Here is an 18,007-nt window from a genome sequence, read left to right on the forward strand (position 1 = left end):
GCGTGACGCCATTTCGCATCAGGGCTGGCCGGGCGTGCGGGCCACCAGTTCGTTGAGTACGGCGAGCATCTCTGACGACACTCCTCCGTCGCCACCACGCGCCGCCAAGGCGATGTCGTGGTGGGCCGCAAGGTATTGAAGGTCGGACAGAACGCGGATCTCGACGCCCGCTCTGTCTTGCAGAGCGAGTTGGGGAACGTCGAAGAATGCCGCAATTCCGGTGAGGGCTACCTCCGCGCTTCCCTCGGCGAAGACGTCCGCCGCAGACGCCCCGGCCAGGAGGGCTTCGACCTGCGCTGCCGTGAGCCGGGTGCCCGCCTTCGCGTTGACCGCTTCCGCGAGCATCTCAGGTGCCGGAACGCTGTCGAAGGCCTTGCGCACCAGACCGTTCAGCTTCTCGGCAAGACTCGGCGGCCTCCGCGGTGCTGCCGCAGGCGCGGCCACGCCGAAGCTCTGATCCTCGGCGGCCCCGAGAGCCTCCGGATCCACGCCGTACAAGCGGGACAGTGGCGCGATCACATCAGGACCCAGCCGCCGGCGCCCGCCCTCAGCATCACCGAGGGCGAATCTACTGAGGCCCTTGACCTCCTCGGCGGCAGCACTCTGCGTGTATCCCGCGTCGCTCCGCAGATCGACGAGGTCACATGGGCCTTCGCGAGGAAACAGCGTGTCGACGTCCACGCCCAAAATGGCGGCGATACCCACCATCTTCTCCGCCGGCGGGAAACGCTCCCCCTTCTCCCACCTGGCCACGGCCACGTGAGCCGAAAGCCCCAAGCCTTGGGCCACCTGTTTCTGCGTCAGGTCGGCGCGCCGGCGGGCGGCTCGCAGCTCTGCACCGTCGAAGCGGCGTGGTGGCAAGGTGGCCTCCCAAAGTCGCTGGTCAGCAAGGGTGGATGGTGATCGATTGCCTCTTGCCTCTCGAAGGTACATCACGTAACTTCTGGAGGGGAAGTCCGGAGGTAGCCCCTCCGCATGTCCACACTATTTCTCCATGAGCGGCCGTCCAGCGCGCAGCGCATCAAGCCCAGAGGGCCGCCGCACGACGGATTGCAGCGTTGTAGAACCAAGCATGGACTTGTGGCGCCTGGTCTACGTATGTTCGGCGTCGCACGCCATCGACTCAGGGAAACGGGGGTGGGACAAGAAGTCCGAGGCGGGTGCAAACCCACAAGGTCTGCTGAGCAGACACACAAACGAGAACGGCGCCCGGGAGCTACGAACTCCCAAGCGCCGGGCCGGCACCCCGAGGGGGCCGATTCACATCTCGCGGGCGGCGGGGCTTTTGCACGAGAACCGCCGCACCGCGCTCCTACGAACAACGGAGTATTGCATGCTCGCCACGCCGAGCGGTAGGTCCGCCTGCCCGCACGCAGAACGCCAGCACCGCCTCGCCGTCCAGCTCGCCGACATGATCCCGGGCGCAGCCACCATCCGCGTCAGTCTCAACGACCCGACACAGAGGTGGCCTCACCCGCACACCATCGTCAAGGACGAGGCCGGGAGGACGATAGAGCTGGGCCGTGCAACCGCCACAGTGGCGGCCCGCTGGATCCTTCGGGCCTGGCCGGAGGCGGACTGGACCCATCCGTACACCTTCGACCTGGCCGAGGCGACCCTCACCCGCAGCGACCTGGTCGCCGCTGCCCGGGGCCGCTGACATGGCACGGATTCGCACCATCAAGCCGGAGAGCTTCATCTCCGAGTCGCTCGCCGAAGTGAGCGTCGAAGCCGAGCGGACCTTCTTCGGCCTGCTCACCCAGGCCGACGACCACGGTCGCCACCGCGACAACGCCGCGATCGTGGCAGGGCTGCTCTGGCCCCTGCGCGCCGAGCACACCTCGGTCCATGTCGAAGACGACCTCCACCAACTCGCCACCGCCGGCCTTGTCTGCCGGTACACCGGCTGCGACGGCCGCCGCTACCTCCACATCGTCACCTGGTCCGAGCACCAGAAGATCGACAAGCCCAGCCAGTCGCGTCTGCCCTCCTGCCCGCAGCACCAAGCCGAAGCCCGGTGCGCCCCTTGCAAGGGCATCTGCAGCAAGAACATCGAGAAGCCGTCGACTCCCACCCGTGGGCTCGCCGAGCCTTCCCCGAGCCTCCCCCGAACCCTCGATCTGCCGCCACAGCCCGCCGCGGTGCTGTCCGGCCGCGAGACCGAGGCCCCTGCCGCTGCGCAGGAAGGCCCTGAGCGCCCGGACGGCCCACCCGGCCACGGATACGAGAAAACAGCAGGTCAGATCCCATTCTCCGAGGACTCGCCGAGCCCTCCCCGAAACCTCGGAGAGGGCTCGGCGCCTGGATCTAGGATCTTGGATCCTGGATCTTCTATCCCTACGGGGCGCGCAGCGCCCGCAGCCGGCATCTCGGTGAACCAGCTCGTCGGCGAATACCTCGCGGCCTGCGACGAGCGTCCGCCCAGCGACGTGATCGGCCACCTCGGCCGGATCACCAAGAAGCTCCTCGGCGAGGGCATCAGCCCCGAGCACATCCGGGCCGGGCTGCAGAACTTCGCGGCCAACCCCAAGCACCCGAGCGTGCTGACCAGCATGGTCAACGAGGCCATGAACGCCCGCTCCGGCGGTTTGGCGCGGCCGGGAATCCGGCCTAACGTGCCCGCCCACCAGGCGTGGACCAACCCGGCCAACCCTGCTGCCGCCTACGCCGAGGAGCTGTGATGCGCACCCATAACCGCGAACCGCAGACCCTGGGCGAAGGCACCCTGGACCGGATGGCGCGGATCCTCGCCACTCGCAACATCGACCAGGCCGACGTCGCCGCACTGCCCGACGAGCCCGAGCCGCTCTCCCCGCTGGACGCCCTCTCGGCCGGGATGCCCCCGCGTTATCGGGCTGCCGTCGCCGACCACCCCCAGGTCCTGGCCTGGATCCGGGAGGTTACGGAGGCGGCCGTCGCCCCCAGCCCGGGAGCACGGCGGCAGGTCACCACCGGCCCCAGCCTCCTGATGGCCGGGGTCGTCGGCGCGGGCAAGACCCACCAGGCGTACGGCGCGGTCCGGGAGCTGGTCAAGGGCGGGATCGGCGTGCGCTGGCGCGCCACCACTGCTGCCGACCTGTACGCCGAACTCCGCCCCCGACAGAGCGTCGACAGCGAGCGGGACCTGGCAGTCATCAGCCGCTGCCCGCTGCTGATCATCGACGACCTCGGCGCGGCCCGGGCCACGGAGTGGACCGAGGAAATCACGTACCGGCTGATCAACCGCCGGTACAACCACATGCTCCCGACCCTGATCACCACCAACCTGCGCATCAGCGATCTCCGGGCGTACCTGGGAGACCGTGTTGCCTCCCGACTGGCGCAGATGACCACCCGGGTCGAGTTCGAACCGGTCGATCGCAGACGCTCCCGCGCCGCCGCCTGACCTGCCACAGGCCGCCGTGCCCGGCCGCGCCCCAGAGCGCCGGCCATTGACCTCCCGACCCAGCACACCTCTCCGCCGACGCCCCTGCGCGCGGAGAGCGATCGGAGCAACCAGCATGACCACCACGACGATCAGCCCTGCCCGCCACCGCCTCCTCGGCGACCAGACCTGGCAGGCAGACGCCGTCTGCCAGAGCACCGAGTACAACCCGGTGGACCCCGAACTCTTCTTCCCCGAGCCCGACGAGATCGGCAAGATCAGCGCAGCCAAGTCGCTGTGCGCCCAGTGCCCGGTCCGCCGCACCTGCCTGGACGCCGCCCTGGAAGGCGGCGACACCGACGGCATCCGAGGCGGACTGACAGAGCAGGAACGCAAGCCGCTGCACGAGAAGCTCTCCCACCGCCTCGACTACAGCCGCATCAACGCCACCATTGCCGGGCGCGACGTGCACCTCACCCAAGCCGAGCGCCGCGCGGTCGTCCACGCCGCCTACCGCCACGGCCTCACCGAGGAGCGCCTGGCCTGGCTCCTCAAGATCACCCCGGAACACGCCCAGAAGCTGTACCGGGAGACCCGACAAGCGCTCGTACACAGCGACCTGGAACCGGCCACGAAGCCCACCCTGCCCCCAGAAAGCGACGGTCAGCACCTGGACCGCGACGACTTCGGGACGGCCGCGTGAACACCACGAGCGCGCCGAAGACCGCGCACATCACCGGCTGGGACCGCATGGCCGTCATCGCCCTGGGCAGCGCGGGCTGCGCCCTGTCGTACGACGCCCTCCAGCAGATGGCCGTCGCCATCCACATCCGCGGCTTCCTGACCTACCTCTTCCCCCTGGTGATCGACGGCTTCATCGCCTACGGCATACGGGCACTCCTGGTCCTGCGCGACGCACCCCTGCGCGCCCGGCTCTACGTCTGGACACTCTTCGGCACAGCCACCGCCGCCAGCATCTGGGCCAACGCCTTGCACGCGGTGCGGCTCAACGAGGAAGCGGTCGCCGGCACGGGGCTCCGGCTGGGGGACACGGTGGTCGCGGTGCTGTCGACCATCGCCCCGCTCGCGCTGGCCGGAGCGGTCCACCTCTACATCCTCATCGCCCGGCGCCCGGCCAGGGGAAGTGACCGGGAGGACGTCGGTCAGGCCGGTCACCTCGGTCAGACTGACCGGACCGAGGGCATCGCAGTCACCCGGACTGACCGGGTCAGGCAGTGGCAACCGCAGGCCGATCAGGTCAGCGCCGGGCAGCCGGTCACTTCCCTGACCGACCGGCCGCGACCGACCCTGAACAAGCCGGCCCCGAGTCCTGGTTCACTGACCGGGGACAGCGTCCCGGCGGACAGCAGCCCGGTCGCCGGTGACCGCGAACAGCCGCACGAGGCCCCTGACCTGGTCGGACAGCCGGACACCGCGCCACCGGTCACTGACCGCGCGGTCGGCACCGAGCCGGCCACCGGTAGCCAGGACAGCCACGAGCCGGACACCGACCGGTCAGTCAATTTGCCGCAGGTCACTGAACGGGACACCCGGGCAGCCAGTGACCGGCGGAGTGACCCGGACACCGAGGAGCTGCTGAAGATTGCCCGGTCAGCGGTCAGGGCCGAGGACAAGCTGACCCGCAAGGTGGTCGCCCAGGCGATCCGAGGCCAGCAGATACCGCTGTCCAGCGACACCCTGACCGCCCTGATGGCCCAGCTCCGCGCCCAGCACGGACAGCCGGTCACCTCAGGCCGGAAATGAACAGGACAGCACGAGGCGGGTGACCGAGCCGGACCCCACGGCCGGTCACCCGCCCCCGGACACGCGCCCCACACCCTTCCGGAGCGAAGCGGAGAGCAAGCCATGCGTACCCACCCGGCCACACCCACCGAGGTCAACTCCTGGCTGACCGTCCTGCACGAGCGCGGCCACCTGCACCGGGCCCAATCCGGCCTCGACAACACCTGGACCGTGCAACGAACCCGGGAAAGTCGCCCCTGGACCCTCCACCACCCGGTCCTGGCCATGGACTGGATCGAGGAACTCGTCCGCGAGTTGCGACAGGAAAACCCGGAGACGATTCGGTGACGGCCAACGATCCGGTGGTTACCACCGCCGGACAGCAGCGTGCCCCCACGACGGCACCTGGCGGAGCAAGCTATCGCGTACGACGGTCCTACGACCCGTCGTACGCACTTGCCACCGCCCAGGAGGGCGGGGGAAGCCCGGCTGGTCCCCGAGCGAGGGCGCACGAGGACCAGCCGGGCAACCGGCACCAGGGGGCGCCGGCCACCAGGGGAGAAGCCGACCACAACGACCACCGCGAGCAGCCGAGCACGAGCACGCCCGCATTCCCCGGCCGCAAGCCGCGCCGGCGCCACCGCAACCCGACCGAGCGCACCCGCAAGACCACCACACGCCTCTCTGACGCCGAGAACGCCGAGATCACCGCCGCCGCCACCCAGCGCGGCGTCACGGTCGCCCGCTTCTTGGCCACCGCCGGCCTGAGCGCCGCCCGTGGGCACGCTGCCGTGCACAGCAACGACCAGCTCGACGCCGCCATCGACGAACTCGCCGCTCTACGCACCGCGCTGGCCCGGATTGGCAACAACATCAACCAGATCGCCTTCGTCCTCAACAGTGGTGGCCACCCGCGCGTCGGTGAACTCGAACGCGCGCTGGGCGCGCTGACCGTACTTCTCGCCCGCGTCGATGACGCGGCGAACGAACTGGTGACCAGGAGGCTGTGATGGTGCCCGACATCGGGCGCGGCTCCCGCACCCACGGACTCCTCGTCTACCTGTACGGCCCCGGACGGCGCGAGGAGCACACCGACGCGCACCTCGTCGGCTCCTGGGACGGCTTCGCCCCCGACCCCGGCCGCGACACCGGCCTCGACCCCGACCCGAAGGTCACCCTCGCCCGACTCACCGCTGCCCTCGACCTCCGGGTCAAGCAGGCCGGCGACCGCGCACCCGCCCAGCACGTCTGGCACTGCTCGGTCCGCACTGCCCCCGGCGACCGGCGATTCTCCGACGAGGAGTGGAACTCCATCGCCCAGCGCATCGTCCGCGCCGCCGGCATCGCCCCCGCGGGCGATCCCGACGGCTGCCGGTGGATCGCCGTCCGCCACGCGGACGACCACATCCACATAGTCGCCACCCTGGTCCGAGGGGACCTGCGCAACCCTCGCCTGAACTACGACTTCAACAAGGCCCAGGCCGAATGCCGGAACATCGAGAAAGAGATGGGGCTGCGCCGCCTGAACGCCGGCGACGGCACCGCAGCGAAGAACCCCACCAGCGCCGAGAAGTTCAAGGCCGAACGCACAGGTCGCCCCGAGACCCCCCGCGAATCGCTCCGCGACGCCGTCCGCCAAGCCCTCGCCGGAGCGGACGACGAAAAGGAGTTCTTCACCCGGCTTCGTGAGGCGGGCCTGCGCGTGAAAGTGCGTCACGCCCCGTCCGGTGACGCGCTCGGCTACAACGTTGCCCTGCCCGGCGACCGCAACCGCCATGGCGAACCGGTCTGGTACCCCGGTTCCAAGCTGGCCCCCGACCTTTCCCTTCCGAAGATCCGTCTCCGGCTGGCCGACGGCACTGCTGATCAGAACGTGGCTTCGACCGCCGGGCGGGCGGACTGGTCTCTTCCTGCCCGAGAGCGACGCGGGGCCACAGCCAGCGTTGAGCGTGCCGCTGTAGTCCTCGATGGCGAAGGCAGTGACGGGGAAGCCGCCGCCCAGCTCGTCGGCGTCGGAGAACTCCTGGACGCGGTCGCCCAGACCTCCCCGGCCGCCACCCGCGCCGAGCTGGCTGCCGCCGCCCGCGCTTTCGAACGGGCGACCCGCAGCCACGTCCGCGCGGAGCGTGCCGACACCCTGGCACTCCGTTCCGCGGCCCGGGGCATCATCCAGGCCGGCAGTGCCCTCGGCCGCGGCGAGGACGGCGGCACCACCGCCATGCTCCTCTCCACCTTGGTCCTGGTCACGCTCGCCGCCGCCCGCTGGCACTCCGCCCGCGGACATGCCCAGCAGGCCCACGCCTCCCGACAGACCGCCGAGCACCTGCGAACCGCCTACCGCCAGGCCGCTGCGACACCCATGCAGGCACTGCAAGACCAAGGTCGCGCCCTACCAGAATCCGAACGCCGCACCCACCAGGCCACCATTCGCGCAGCACTGCCCGAAGCCCCGATGCGATCAAACAGCTCGTCCACGAAGACCGACGCTCTGACCGCCACCCTTGCTCAGGCGGAGCAAGCAGGCCACGACCCCAAGACACTTCTCCAGCAAGCCATCGACATGCGCGAACTCGACACAGCCGACGACATCAACGACGTGCTCGTCTGGCGACTGCGCCGCCTCGCCCAGCTTCCCGCTCACCCGACGGAAGCCACGCGCCACCCGCAGGCCGACACCAGCCAGCCGAACGCCTCGATCAATGGCAACTGCAACCGAATGGCACCTGCGGCGTCAGCTCGCCGCCAGCCCGACCCACGCAACCGCCCGCCGCGCCGCTGACGAAGGCCGACGGGCCAGCCCGCCGACCTTCGAGAAAGCCCTGGACAGACACTTCCACCTGCTGTTACGGATGGAAACAGACCACCCTGATCGGGAGATGACGCTCGTGCTCAGACCCACCGACCGCCCCGCAGAACCGAACACCGTACTGCCCGTCCTCCCCGCCGGCACCGATCCCTTGCTGCAGCACGAGTACGAGGCGCAGCCGCCCAGCGGTCCCGGTGTGACGCGCTGCCTCAGCCACCCGCGTGAACTGGCACTCCGCGGAATCCCGGTGATGTGCACAGCCTGCCGTGCCCGGCGCGACTGGCTACTCATCAACCACGGCCGCAACGTCTGGGTCTGCTGCCGCTGCAGCAACCAATGGCTCGAACCCGAGATCAGCCGCGCCGAATTCGACGCCCTGATCGCCATCCCGGACGGAACGACCTACCCCACCCTCGGGCACGGCCTCACCGCGCTCGGCTTCGACGGTGCCTTCGCCGGCACCTACCTGGACTAAGGGCTGTAGGCGCGGGGGACCGGGGGCAGCGCCCCCGGGAACGATCACCGCGTGACTGGTATGGCACGCGATCAAGGTTCGGCGACACGGGACATTACGACCTGGTCCGCGATAGAGGGCCGGGGGCAGGACGGGCTTCTAGTGCGAACTGACAGCATGAGCTCATGGACGATGCAGTGGACCTCGGCGAGTTCGTTGTGCGCCGCGCGAGTGAGTCAGAGTGGGCCGCGCTGGTCGGGATCGACGCGGTCGCGGTCGAAGGTGACTTCGGGCGACAGGCGAGCATCCGAAAGTGGTGCCAGCAGGGCCAGGTGGTCGTAGCGGAGGACGAGTCTGGCCTGCTTGGCTACTGCGTGGTTGAGTACACGTTCTTCGAACAGGGCTTCGTCACCATGCTGATGGTGGCCCCATCGGCCCGCAGCAGAGGCGTTGGTCATCGGTTGCTGGACGCCGTAGCTGCCTCGTGCACGACCCCGAAGCTCTTCACCTCGACCAACGTCTCCAACCAGCCGATGCAGCGGCTGCTCCAACGCGCCGGTTGGAGCCCGGTCGGCCTTCTCCACGGCCTCGATGAGGGCGACCCCGAACTGTTCTACCTCTGCCGACCGTAGACGGGGCGGATGCACCCCGTTACCCGTGACCTGAAGCGGACCGCACGAGTTCATCGGATGTGTCGTCTCAATGGGCCCGTGCGGCCTTGTCGCATCCTGCCTTCTGCGGCATCTCCCGTGCGCATCTCGGCGGTTTGATTAAGGAGTTGGCAGGCCCGTGGCTTGCCCGGTGTGAGTCTGCACTGCGTGAGCGGCGTGGTACCGAGCGACAGAGGGACGCTGGTGCCGGACCGAAGCACGACCTGGTCTTCACCGACCGCGTGCTGGTCACGCTGGTGCATCTGCGCACCGGGCTCCCGCACGTCGCGCTGGCCGAGCTGCACGGCACAGCCCGCTCCACGGTCTCCCGGGCCATCGGCGAGATCCGCCCGCTGCTGGCAGCACGTGGCTTCGCCGTCCCCGACCGCCCCGGCGTCAGGCTGCGCACCCTGGCGGATGTGTTCGCCTATGCCGAGGCTGAGGGGATCCGTCTGCGGATCGACGGCGCCGAGACCCAGGTTCGCCGCCCGAAGGCTAGCCAGCCCGGACGACGGGCCTTCGTGTCCGGCAAGAAGAAGCAGAACACCATCAAGACCACCACTGTCAGTGATGGTCAGGGCGTCTGCTGTGGTCGGGCGCGGATCGGCCCGGTCACATGCACGACCAGACCGCCGTGCGCACCGAGGGCATCGCGGAGCAGTTCCGGCTCTACCCGGAGGTAGAGGCCGAGGTCGACGAGGGGTACCGGGGCCTGGCCAACGCATTCCCCGACCAGGTCAGCGCCCCGCCGAAGAAGCCGAAGGACGACGCGCCGCTCGGCGAGCACTACGCATGGCAGGAAATGCGCCGACGGCAGTCCTCGGCCCGGATCTGCGTCGAGCACACCGTCGAGCACACCAACGCCGAACTGCGGCAGTGACGCCCGCTCCAGCGCTACACCACCCGACGCGGGGACTACGCCGAAACCCACTGCGCGATCGCCTCGCTGGTAGCGGACCGCTCCGCTCACCGGCCAACCCGCCGCGAGCTGAGCACCGCACTGGTACTCGCCCGGCGAGACGCCTTCTAATTAACTACCAGCCAACCCGCCAGGCCAACACGTCGGGCCTCAATCGTGGACCACGCCGTTAGCGCCACCAATGCGTGCTGATTGACGACGTCGGTGACAAATAATTCGAACGTACGCTCTAATGTGGAGATGGATGCCCCCATCTTCCCCACCGACCTGATCCAGGCCCAGCACGAACTCCACGCCACGTACGACGCCCTCGCAGCACCCAGCCAGCACGGCAACACCGCACTGCGCCGCCGACTGCTCCTTCTGTCCGCCCGCATCTGGTGGCACCCTTTCTGGAACACCCGACCGGCCGGCAGGACGGCGGACCGGAGCGAGCTGCGCCGTCAGGCCCGCGGTGACCGTCGCGCAACGAGGGCGGCATGAGTGTCGACGTCCCGACCGATCGGCAGGTCCAGATTCTGCGGGTGATCAGGAACTGGATCGCGGATCACGGCGAGGGGCCCTCGATCCGTCAGATCGGAGAGCGAGTCGGCCTGTCCAGCAGCAGCTCGGTCGCCTACCAACTCGGGCGCCTGGAAACCCTGGGACTGATCAGTCGCACGGGGCGGCGCTGGCGCTCCTGCCGGCTTGGCACCTGAACTACCGTCACCGCGGTCTCGTCCGATCCGCCAGCAACTGAGGTGGGGGCTGAGACCGGCAGCATCGGCAGGAGCCGCGGTACGCGTCGGCCAGGTGGAGCCCCTCGGCGTCGCGAGCCGGTCAGCCGCGGTTTCCGTTCTTCGGCAGTCCTCCTCGGAAGTTGCAGCCGGGGCACTCGTCCTCACCCTGGATGTGCCCCTCGTACCAGCCGTGGACGGCGGCGTGGAGAATCGCGTCCTCCACCGAGGCTTCGCCGTTGCGGACTGATTCGATGGCGTTGCCGACGACCACTCGGAGCGCAGCATGGTCATGCGAAGGGAATGGAGGGGAGGGCATAGGCGAGTCGGTCATGCCGTGAGCCTAGGGGCGTCGCGGAGAGTCATTCAGTGGAATCGACGTTCGAAGGAAGCTCACTGGAACAAACCGGGCCCCAACGCTGAAGCCTGGGTGGGCGGCGACCTCGGGGTATCCCTGGAGTCGTCGGCCGTCGTGTTCCCCCTGTTCGCCGGTGATGAGCGTAGGCAACGCGCGCCTGGGCGTACGGCAAGGCCGCCCCTGCCTGATCGGCGCGGGGCGGCCTTCTGCGGTTAGGTCAGACCTGGGCGAGTTGGTTCGAGAGGTCGAGGGCGGCGGTCGCGACCGCGAGGGCGGCGCACAGCCCCAACACCTCGTGGAGGGTCGGGCGGACTATGCGCGGCCAGGCGTCCGGGGCGGCAGGCCAGGATGCGAGATGTACCTCGCCGGTGGCCAGGCCTAGGTGGGCGGTGACGTCCCACCCCGCGAGCGGGGCTGGCTCCCAGCGAAGGCGGACGCGGCCGAGGGGGAGCGTCGTTTCGGCGGTGAGCCACGTGATGTCGAGCGGTCCGTCGGGCTGGGTGGAGACGCGCTGGACCAGCGCCCCGCGTGTGCCGCTCGGCATGGGGTGTATGGCCAGGCTTTGCAGGGGAAGGAACTGCGAAGGTCGGGAGTGCGGCGAGATTGAGAGCCTCCGGAGCTGTGTTGCTGGGGGTCAGGCCCAGGCGAGGGCGTCGCTGACGGTCGCCGGAAGATAGCCTTCCTGGCCGTCGTCGGCGATGAACGCTTGGCCGTCTCGGACGATGACCTCCGCCCCGAGGTAGTGGGTGAAGGGGAAGTCCGGGTTCATGGCCAGGCGGATTGGCAGGCTGGGGTCCAGGTCCTGGAGTTGCCGGAGCAGGTGGCCGACGGTCAGATTGCTGGGCACGGGATCCTCCGAGAACGGGGCAGAACGGCATGGCGCCGGTGAGTGGACGTCAGGAGGCTGCGGGACGGGGCAGGTCGCGAGGGGTACTTAGTCCTTGGTGTGGGTGGCGAGGTGTCGCCTGCGGCTCTCGTTGACGTAAACCTTGATGGACTGCTTCATGCTCCAGCCGCCGCAGGAGCAGATGGCCTGTGTGTACGCGCGACCGGGGCAGTCCGGGTGGAGCGGCTTCGCGGAGCTGGTGTGCTTGTGGTCTGCCGGGCAGAGAGTGTCGTCGGCGTGGTGGTTGGTGAGCGGGGCGCGGAAAGTCATGGTGGGAACCCTTCTGAGGGCGGGTGGCAAAGGGAGGTCGCGCTCGGCAGGGGCCGGCTGTACGCGGTCAGGCGTGGGCGACGAGGGCTGCGATGAATCCGGCGACGGTGTCTGAAGGGGTGTGGATGCCGAACTCCTGCACCCACGGCTCGTCTTCGGTGGGCTGCACTCGGACCTGCCAGACGATGCCGCGCTTCCACGCGGCGGGGTCCTCGGGGAGCCAGCCGATGCGGACGCGGCCGTCCGGGCTTGTCGCGTGGAAGTTGGCCTCCGGGGTGTCGACGATGGCCCAGCCGAGGGCGTCAAGGAGGTCGAGCGCCGGGCCGGCACAGTAGTCGGAGTAGAGCCAGCGACGGTCTTCCACGACGGGGCGGACCTTGGCCGGCAGGAGGGTGGGGGAGGTGTTCACGGTTGAACGATCCCTTCGTTGACCTGCGGTTTTCCCAACACCCGTACGTTGGCATGCAGTGTCCCGAAGTACGTAGTCCTTTCCCGGGAAGCGGCGTCTGCCGTGGGCGAACTGGCGGCCGTCGGCGCGGGATGCTGACTCCGGGAATGGATCGGTGAATGCGGTTGTCGTACCTGGGTCGCGGCAACGGGCCGCACGGAACCGATGGGGGAGCAGGGATGGCGGAGCCGAACAGACACTGGGATGACGCAGGGCTGGAGCGCAAGATCCGCGCGGCCGGGCGAGCGTGGACGGTCGGCGACATCGCGATGGTCGCCGACGGGCAGTGGGGTGTCGGTGCGCAGTCCGACGGACCATGGGACGAGGACACGCTCGTCGAGAACCGGATCGCGGATGGGCGTCGTGTCGAGTTGACCGTGGAGGAGCTGGCCCACGCGGTGGGCGCCCGTATCGAGGATGCCCACAACGACGAGAACAGCGCCTGACCGCTCAGAGATTCGGTCGCGCAGCGGGCGCCGGTCGCCCGGACGCGGGCGCACGAACAGCCGGGCCGGGCACCTGGTCCAAGGGGTGCAGCGCGTGGGCGGTGCGGGCGACAGCGGCCTGGACCAGTGAGGGTGCCGGCGTCCGGTCTTTGGGCGTGGCGGCTTTGCCGGGGTCGATTTTCGGACTGGCCGGCGTGAAGGCTCGCCGCGGAGCCGAGGATCCGCTCCAGGTCGTAGAACCCTGGCGTGTGGCCGGTCCGGGTCAAGCCATGTAGACGGTCTCGGTGTACGGCCGTCGAGGTGTCGGTCAGGACGAGAGCCGAGCGGATGCGCATGGCTACGCGGAGAAGCGGGTCCTCGCAGGGGCTTTGAGCCGCTACCGGTTCGAGATCCGCCACGGGCCGGCCCCACGCCTTCTCGATCATGGACGTGGCCTTGGCAAGTGCGGTGGTAATGGACATGAGGGCACTTCCCCTATTCGGGGACAGAAGCGGTGTCCTGAAGGGCGGGGTCGGTCTCAGTGACCGTGACGTGGCGACGGCGAGCTGGCCCGGGGCACGGCTGGAGTCGTGGGGTTGCCCGACCTGCTCGGCTGCACGCGGGCACCGCGACAAGAACGGGATGCGGTCGGGTCTCACAGCCGCCGCCACCGCCATCACCGGTCCCGGACGGGGGTCGACTGAGCAGTCACCGCTGCTGGCACCCGCGGCTGCGGCTGTGGCGCATGGCTGAACAGGGCGTTCGGCGAGGCGGGGCTCCGGCGTAGGGCCGCAGCTGTCCGAGCACCGTCCGCCCCCAGAGGGACGACGGGGTGGGTGCGGGCGACCGCTGCGACGGGGGGCGGCGGCGACGAGGTCCGACGCCCGGCGACCGGCTCGCTCCAGTGCTCGACGCTTGCGTAGACGGCTCCCAGTGCCTGACCGGCATCGGTCAGCACGTAGGGGTCGCCGTGTCGCGAGCCGGCGCGGGCGACCAGTCCGTCGGCCTGGAGGCGGAGAAGCCGATGCCGCGTGAAGCCGCTGTCCAGGCCGGCCTCCTCGGCGATGCGGGTGAACCGCATCGGGCCGCCGGCATCGAGGGCCTGGACCACGGCGGTCGAGTGCCGAAGATGAAGCCGGCGCAGGGCGTCTTCGACGCGTTCGGCTTCGGCCATTGGGCCAAGCGACAGGTGGGCACGGGACCAGTCCGACACGGTGCCGTACACCGGGGCCAGCGACTGGCCGAGCGTGCTGAGCCGGTACGGGGCCCCGCGACGGTGGTCATCGCGGGTGACCAGTCCGTCGGCGTGCATCGTAGTCAGCCGCTTGCCGACGAACTGCTCGCTGACGAAAGGGAGCCGGGCGGCGACATCGCGCACCCGCATCGGACCGCTCTGCTGGCCCAGGGTCATCGCCGACCAGGCGGTCCACTTCGGCCCTATCAAGGCAAGCGCGTCCTCGATGCGCTGAGCATCGACGGAGGCGATGGAGAAAGAGGGGCGTTGTGCGGGGATGGACATGGGGGCGTCCTCTCTCGGAGGGAATCAGCGGGAACGGGAGGGCTTGTCGATCGCCGTGTCGACGGGCCCGGCGGCCGGGTCGGCGGTGGTTCCGTGCGCAGGGGCGTTGCTGCGACTTAGGGCAGCGGACACGCGCGGCCTCGCCGCACGCGCGGCCTGAAGGGCTGATTTCCCCTGTTGCGTCAGCGAGAGAGGCTGGCCGGGCCAGTGCATGCCCACACTGGTGTCCTGGTCGAGCAGCCCATCGGCGACCATTCGCCGCACGGTTTCGGGCCAGACCTCCGGATCGGGGCGCTGACCCTGTCCGTCGGAGAGATAGGTGTCGCCGGAGACCGCGCTCTGGTGGAAGCGCAGTCCGCCGGCCTCGACAGCTTCGAGTGTGACGAGCGGGCGATCACCGGAGATGGCCCAGTCATCGTGGCGGGCAGGTTCCTGTTCCATGCCTCGGTCCTGCGTCGCCGTCTTCGGGGCACGGGCCGTGCTCTGGTCGTGGGTGAGACGACGGAAGGTGGCTATCGACCGGGTCAGCTGTTCGTGAGCGGCTGCGCGGGAGGCGGCGAGCACTTCGACTCGCGGGGCGACGGATTCCAGGACGCCGTATCGGTTGGCCGGGACGATCTCGCCCCGACAGATTGGCTCCAGCAGTTCGACAGCGGACCGCGCGGCTCGCACGAGTTGGCCCTGCAGGCTGTCGAGGTTGCGGGCATCCTCGGCGATCATCTGGCCGACCAGGTCACGGGCGTCACCGGGCGCATGGTTCTCGGTCAGCAGCCAGGGGTCATCGACTCCGAGCTTCTCGGCGACGAGGTGAGCGCCCGGCCGTTCAGCCGGGTCATAGGGGTTCACTCGGCGGCTCCCATCCGGATGAGCAGGGAACGGACGAGAGTAGGCAGGCTGTCAGGGCCTTCACTGATCCACACGCCGTCGCTCGCCTCACCCAGGACGTATTCGGCGTCCTCCATGAGGCTGCTGGAGATTTCCATGCAGGCGTCGGTGATCCGGCATGCTGCGAGCAGGGACTCGGAGAGGACCTCGACGTATTCGTCTGGTGTGAGGCCGGCGGCCTCGGCCGCGGTGCGGATCGCCGCGAACTCCAGCGCGCTGAAGCCGAAGTCAAAGGCGCTGGGATCCATGGCGTGGGGCGGGGCGAGCGCTGGATCCGGGGCCTGGGCGGGGATGCCGACACGTGTGCAGATCTGGTCGACGGAGACGGTCAGTTCAGTAAGCGACTCGGTGAGCCAACCCAGTGCGGAGGAGTAGGAGGCGAGGGTGAAAAGGCCCGCCGGTGTTGCGGGGAGCGGTTCGCCGGCCATGAAGCCTTCGAGTCGATCGTTGAGCCCGGCAGCCACCCGAGGTCCGGCCGCGAGCGCTCCGAGCACTGGGTGCAAGTAGGAACGGGCGACGGCCGTTGGGTACTCGGCGGTGAGGATCCCGGAGACACTCTGTGCGGCGTCAGTCAGAAGTGCCGCCAGTTTGGCGCGGGCGAACGGAGTGTGGTCGGCAGTCATCGCTGGGGAGCCCTTCGGGACGCGACGGGTGTGGGCGGGGCTGCTGCGGGGTGTGTTGCCGGTACAGCGGCCGGCTGGGCGACTGCTCGGGGGGAGCGGGCACGGGCGGCCTGCACGCGGGCCTCGGTGGCCGAGGGGGCTTCGGCGTCCTGCTGGGGACTGGTGCGCAGGTGTGCCGAGCGGTAGACCGCGTAGTCCTTGCGGCTGCCGGCGGCGACGAGGTAGATCTCGCGCTTGTGGGTCGAGGTCGGCGGTGCCGGGCGGAACTGGATGACCATCCGGTAGGAAACGGACGGATCGACGTAGACCTTGTGGTAGCCGGCGAGGCGGCCCTTCAGCGGCAGGCAGTCATCGCTGCCGTGGACCAGGTTCTGCAGTTCCAGCAGTGCCAAGTCCCGCATTTCAGAGGGCAGTTCTCGAAGGTCTCCGATGGCGTCGGGGTGTGCGGCGAAGGCGAAGCGGGCGCGGCTCATATCGACCGCCCAGAGTTGGGTCGCCAGCCCGTCGTTGCCGGCGATGTGCCGTGCGGATCGATGCCGGTCCTCGGCAACGCGTAGGCGCCGGCCGACCGTGTGAGGGCGGCGGCGGTCCGCAGTGCGACCTCACCGCGGTAGTCGGGCGGTTCCGGCAACGGGCCGCTGCGCTCATCCAGCCACATTCGAGCGGCATGCTCGTCGGCGAAAGCACCCTCGCGCAGGGTGTACGTGTGAGCAGCGAGGTCACCCTCGTCGAGGAAGACACGAATCGGTGCCTTGGGGGCGATGCCGTCGCGGGTCAACGTCCATGTTTCGCACGGGTTGGAGTCCGAGGTGTAGGTGTCGAGGACCTCGTATCGCGCCCCCGATGCGCGGATCTTCTGTTCGACGACTTGCGTCATGAGATCGTCGGCGGGCTGCATGAAGTCTTCGCCGATCTGGGAGATCGGCTCAGGCGGACACCCACGCTCGATCAGCCAGTTCTGAGCGAAGGAAGCGGTGGCGTGCCAGCCCGACTCGTAGGTGTAGGTCCCCTGGTTGAAGTCCCGTGCGATCTTGATCGCGCATATCTGCGGTTCACCGGGAACGCCCCAGGTGGCTGAGCTGTCGATGGCGACGACGTAGGTCTCTGCGTCGAGGGTGCCGTGCTCCGCCAGAACGACCAGGTCACCGGGCCAGAAGTGGGCCTTTGCGTCTCCGCTGTTCGCATCGACAGGCGTGAGATCGGCAAGACCCAAGTCGAAGAGATCCGAATCGAATTCGTCGTTCATGCCGCCAGCCCCATCTGCACTGGTGCAGGAGTGGCCAGCACGCGGTGGTTGGGCCGGACTGGACTGGTCGTGCAGGCGCCGAAGGGCCCGTCGGGAGCGCGGAGATGAACCAGGGTGTGGTCCAGGTGGTCGCGGTGCCACGTGGAAGGACCGGACAGGCCGGCCTCGGCGTCGGTGAACTGCTGCCACGCGAGCCAGAGGGCGTGCAGCCGGGCGACCGCTTCCGGGTGTTCGTGCCACTGCGCGCACCAGGGGCGGCTGCTGCTGACTTCTCGTCCGTACACCGGGAGGAAGAGGTGGTTCACCCAGGTGGTGAGGGCGGCCAGTTCGACGGTGTAGGCCTCGCCGTCCAGAGCGAGGATGAACACGGAGGTGGGTACATCGCTCCAAGCGGGGTCGGCTGTCTCTGCGGCCGGCTTGTCGTTACCCGGCCGAGGCTCGGCTGAGGCGGGAGTGGGCTCGGAGCCCAGTCGGTCGAGAATGACGCCGTGCTGCCTGACCTCGGACATGGTCTTGGCGAGGGTGCTGGCGAGGTCGTCGAGGTCCCCGTCGGGGACGCGGAACGGTTCCGGTTCGGGGGTGGTCGTGCTGGTGTCGGACATGGGGGCGTGCTCCATCTGTGAGACGGCGACATGGGGAAGAGGATCCGGAGGAACCGCGGTTTGGTCCGGCCGGAATGACCCGGTAGTGGGGCG

General features: G+C 69.2%; 27 protein-coding genes. 15 read left to right on the forward strand and 12 right to left on the reverse strand.

Annotated features, from left to right (window positions below):
- Positions 1 to 18: 18 nt before the first annotated feature.
- Positions 19 to 861, reverse strand: coding sequence for a helix-turn-helix transcriptional regulator (locus tag ACLQ2N_RS02125; RefSeq protein WP_187285307.1), 843 nt, complete (start codon positions 859 to 861; stop codon positions 19 to 21).
- A gap of 472 nt (positions 862 to 1,333) precedes the next feature.
- On the opposite strand from ACLQ2N_RS02125, the gene ACLQ2N_RS02130 reads away from it, so the two are divergent.
- The 14 genes from ACLQ2N_RS02130 (at position 1,334) to ACLQ2N_RS02195 (ending at position 10,634) form a co-directional block, all read left to right on the forward strand.
- Entirely contained in the window at positions 1,334 to 1,660 is a 327-nt protein-coding gene (locus tag ACLQ2N_RS02130) for a transcriptional regulator (RefSeq protein ID WP_363067971.1), read from the forward strand.
- A 1-nt stretch (position 1,661) separates the two neighbouring features.
- On the forward strand, positions 1,662 to 2,681 hold the full coding sequence (locus ACLQ2N_RS02135) for a hypothetical protein (protein ID WP_363067969.1): 1,020 nt from the start codon (positions 1,662 to 1,664) through the stop codon (positions 2,679 to 2,681).
- Positions 2,681 to 3,385, forward strand: coding sequence for an ATP-binding protein (locus tag ACLQ2N_RS02140; RefSeq protein ID WP_363067967.1), 705 nt, complete (start codon positions 2,681 to 2,683; stop codon positions 3,383 to 3,385). Before ACLQ2N_RS02135 ends, ACLQ2N_RS02140 begins: the two co-directional genes overlap by 1 nt.
- 115 nt (positions 3,386 to 3,500) lie before the next feature.
- Positions 3,501 to 4,067 carry a WhiB family transcriptional regulator gene (locus ACLQ2N_RS02145; RefSeq protein WP_148020854.1) on the forward strand — a complete coding sequence of 189 codons (567 nt, stop codon included), beginning with the start codon at positions 3,501 to 3,503 and terminating at the stop codon, positions 4,065 to 4,067.
- Complete coding sequence (locus ACLQ2N_RS02150) at positions 4,064 to 5,128, forward strand: DUF2637 domain-containing protein (RefSeq protein WP_148020855.1); 1,065 nt, start codon at positions 4,064 to 4,066, stop codon at positions 5,126 to 5,128. Before ACLQ2N_RS02145 ends, ACLQ2N_RS02150 begins: the two co-directional genes overlap by 4 nt.
- A gap of 102 nt (positions 5,129 to 5,230) precedes the next feature.
- Positions 5,231 to 5,455 carry a hypothetical protein gene (locus tag ACLQ2N_RS02155; protein ID WP_148020856.1) on the forward strand — a complete coding sequence of 75 codons (225 nt, stop codon included), beginning with the start codon at positions 5,231 to 5,233 and terminating at the stop codon, positions 5,453 to 5,455.
- On the forward strand, positions 5,452 to 6,117 hold the full coding sequence (locus tag ACLQ2N_RS02160) for a plasmid mobilization protein (protein WP_148020857.1): 666 nt from the start codon (positions 5,452 to 5,454) through the stop codon (positions 6,115 to 6,117). The genes ACLQ2N_RS02155 and ACLQ2N_RS02160 overlap by 4 nt, the downstream gene beginning before the upstream one ends.
- Positions 6,117 to 7,886 carry a relaxase/mobilization nuclease domain-containing protein gene (locus ACLQ2N_RS02165; protein WP_148020858.1) on the forward strand — a complete coding sequence of 590 codons (1,770 nt, stop codon included), beginning with the start codon at positions 6,117 to 6,119 and terminating at the stop codon, positions 7,884 to 7,886. Before ACLQ2N_RS02160 ends, ACLQ2N_RS02165 begins: the two co-directional genes overlap by 1 nt.
- Positions 7,887 to 7,983: 97 nt before the next feature.
- Positions 7,984 to 8,388 (forward strand): hypothetical protein, encoded by a 405-nt coding sequence (locus ACLQ2N_RS02170; protein WP_148020859.1) that lies wholly within the window; start codon positions 7,984 to 7,986, stop codon positions 8,386 to 8,388.
- A gap of 164 nt (positions 8,389 to 8,552) precedes the next feature.
- On the forward strand, positions 8,553 to 8,999 hold the full coding sequence (locus ACLQ2N_RS02175) for a GNAT family N-acetyltransferase (protein ID WP_148020860.1): 447 nt from the start codon (positions 8,553 to 8,555) through the stop codon (positions 8,997 to 8,999).
- Between the two features lie 260 nt (positions 9,000 to 9,259).
- Positions 9,260 to 9,700, forward strand: a complete 441-nt coding sequence (locus ACLQ2N_RS02180) for a transposase family protein (RefSeq protein ID WP_315986322.1) — start codon at positions 9,260 to 9,262, stop codon at positions 9,698 to 9,700.
- Complete coding sequence (locus tag ACLQ2N_RS02185; protein WP_363067961.1) at positions 9,634 to 9,897, forward strand: hypothetical protein; 264 nt, start codon at positions 9,634 to 9,636, stop codon at positions 9,895 to 9,897. Before ACLQ2N_RS02180 ends, ACLQ2N_RS02185 begins: the two co-directional genes overlap by 67 nt.
- 279 nt (positions 9,898 to 10,176) lie before the next feature.
- The gene (locus tag ACLQ2N_RS02190) at positions 10,177 to 10,419 is read left to right on the forward strand and encodes a hypothetical protein (protein ID WP_148020861.1); all 243 of its coding nucleotides are present in this window, start codon (positions 10,177 to 10,179) and stop codon (positions 10,417 to 10,419) included.
- Positions 10,416 to 10,634 carry a winged helix DNA-binding protein gene (locus tag ACLQ2N_RS02195; RefSeq protein WP_148020862.1) on the forward strand — a complete coding sequence of 73 codons (219 nt, stop codon included), beginning with the start codon at positions 10,416 to 10,418 and terminating at the stop codon, positions 10,632 to 10,634. The genes ACLQ2N_RS02190 and ACLQ2N_RS02195 overlap by 4 nt, the downstream gene beginning before the upstream one ends.
- A 121-nt stretch (positions 10,635 to 10,755) precedes the next feature.
- On the opposite strand, the gene ACLQ2N_RS02200 is transcribed toward ACLQ2N_RS02195, so the two are convergent.
- The 5 genes from ACLQ2N_RS02200 to ACLQ2N_RS02220 form a co-directional block, all read right to left on the reverse strand.
- Positions 10,756 to 10,986 carry a hypothetical protein gene (locus ACLQ2N_RS02200; protein WP_363067959.1) on the reverse strand — a complete coding sequence of 77 codons (231 nt, stop codon included), beginning with the start codon at positions 10,984 to 10,986 and terminating at the stop codon, positions 10,756 to 10,758.
- Between the two features lie 241 nt (positions 10,987 to 11,227).
- Positions 11,228 to 11,554: an esterase gene (locus ACLQ2N_RS02205; protein WP_148020864.1), complete on the reverse strand. Its 327-nt coding sequence runs from the start codon at positions 11,552 to 11,554 to the stop codon at positions 11,228 to 11,230.
- A gap of 90 nt (positions 11,555 to 11,644) precedes the next feature.
- The gene (locus ACLQ2N_RS02210) at positions 11,645 to 11,857 is read right to left on the reverse strand and encodes a hypothetical protein (RefSeq protein ID WP_148020865.1); all 213 of its coding nucleotides are present in this window, start codon (positions 11,855 to 11,857) and stop codon (positions 11,645 to 11,647) included.
- 87 nt (positions 11,858 to 11,944) lie between these two features.
- Complete coding sequence (locus tag ACLQ2N_RS02215; protein WP_148020866.1) at positions 11,945 to 12,166, reverse strand: hypothetical protein; 222 nt, start codon at positions 12,164 to 12,166, stop codon at positions 11,945 to 11,947.
- Between the two features lie 67 nt (positions 12,167 to 12,233).
- Positions 12,234 to 12,575 (reverse strand): DUF317 domain-containing protein, encoded by a 342-nt coding sequence (locus tag ACLQ2N_RS02220; protein ID WP_148020867.1) that lies wholly within the window; start codon positions 12,573 to 12,575, stop codon positions 12,234 to 12,236.
- 218 nt (positions 12,576 to 12,793) lie between these two features.
- Between ACLQ2N_RS02220 and ACLQ2N_RS02225 the strand changes: the two genes are divergently transcribed.
- Complete coding sequence (locus ACLQ2N_RS02225) at positions 12,794 to 13,060, forward strand: hypothetical protein (RefSeq protein ID WP_148020868.1); 267 nt, start codon at positions 12,794 to 12,796, stop codon at positions 13,058 to 13,060.
- Positions 13,061 to 13,715: 655 nt separating this feature from the next.
- Here the strand turns inward: ACLQ2N_RS02225 and ACLQ2N_RS02230 are convergent.
- Genes ACLQ2N_RS02230 through ACLQ2N_RS02255 form a run of 6 tightly spaced genes read right to left on the reverse strand, consistent with a single transcriptional unit; the run spans position 13,716 to position 17,914 of the window.
- Positions 13,716 to 14,558 (reverse strand): winged helix-turn-helix transcriptional regulator, encoded by an 843-nt coding sequence (locus ACLQ2N_RS02230; protein WP_148020869.1) that lies wholly within the window; start codon positions 14,556 to 14,558, stop codon positions 13,716 to 13,718.
- A gap of 24 nt (positions 14,559 to 14,582) precedes the next feature.
- Positions 14,583 to 15,404: a hypothetical protein gene (locus ACLQ2N_RS02235; protein ID WP_148020870.1), complete on the reverse strand. Its 822-nt coding sequence runs from the start codon at positions 15,402 to 15,404 to the stop codon at positions 14,583 to 14,585.
- On the reverse strand, positions 15,401 to 16,066 hold the full coding sequence (locus ACLQ2N_RS02240; RefSeq protein ID WP_326657798.1) for a hypothetical protein: 666 nt from the start codon (positions 16,064 to 16,066) through the stop codon (positions 15,401 to 15,403). The genes ACLQ2N_RS02235 and ACLQ2N_RS02240 overlap by 4 nt, the downstream gene beginning before the upstream one ends.
- Positions 16,063 to 16,539: a hypothetical protein gene (locus ACLQ2N_RS02245; protein WP_148020872.1), complete on the reverse strand. Its 477-nt coding sequence runs from the start codon at positions 16,537 to 16,539 to the stop codon at positions 16,063 to 16,065. The genes ACLQ2N_RS02240 and ACLQ2N_RS02245 overlap by 4 nt, the downstream gene beginning before the upstream one ends.
- Positions 16,536 to 17,312 (reverse strand): glycosyl hydrolase, encoded by a 777-nt coding sequence (locus tag ACLQ2N_RS02250; RefSeq protein ID WP_148020873.1) that lies wholly within the window; start codon positions 17,310 to 17,312, stop codon positions 16,536 to 16,538. Before ACLQ2N_RS02250 ends, ACLQ2N_RS02245 begins: the two co-directional genes overlap by 4 nt.
- On the reverse strand, positions 17,309 to 17,914 hold the full coding sequence (locus ACLQ2N_RS02255; RefSeq protein ID WP_148020874.1) for a DUF4913 domain-containing protein: 606 nt from the start codon (positions 17,912 to 17,914) through the stop codon (positions 17,309 to 17,311). Before ACLQ2N_RS02255 ends, ACLQ2N_RS02250 begins: the two co-directional genes overlap by 4 nt.
- Positions 17,915 to 18,007 lie beyond the last annotated feature (93 nt).

It is taken from the genome of Streptomyces sp. DT224, from assembly GCF_049844595.1.
GTDB lineage: Bacteria > Actinomycetota > Actinomycetes > Streptomycetales > Streptomycetaceae > Streptomyces.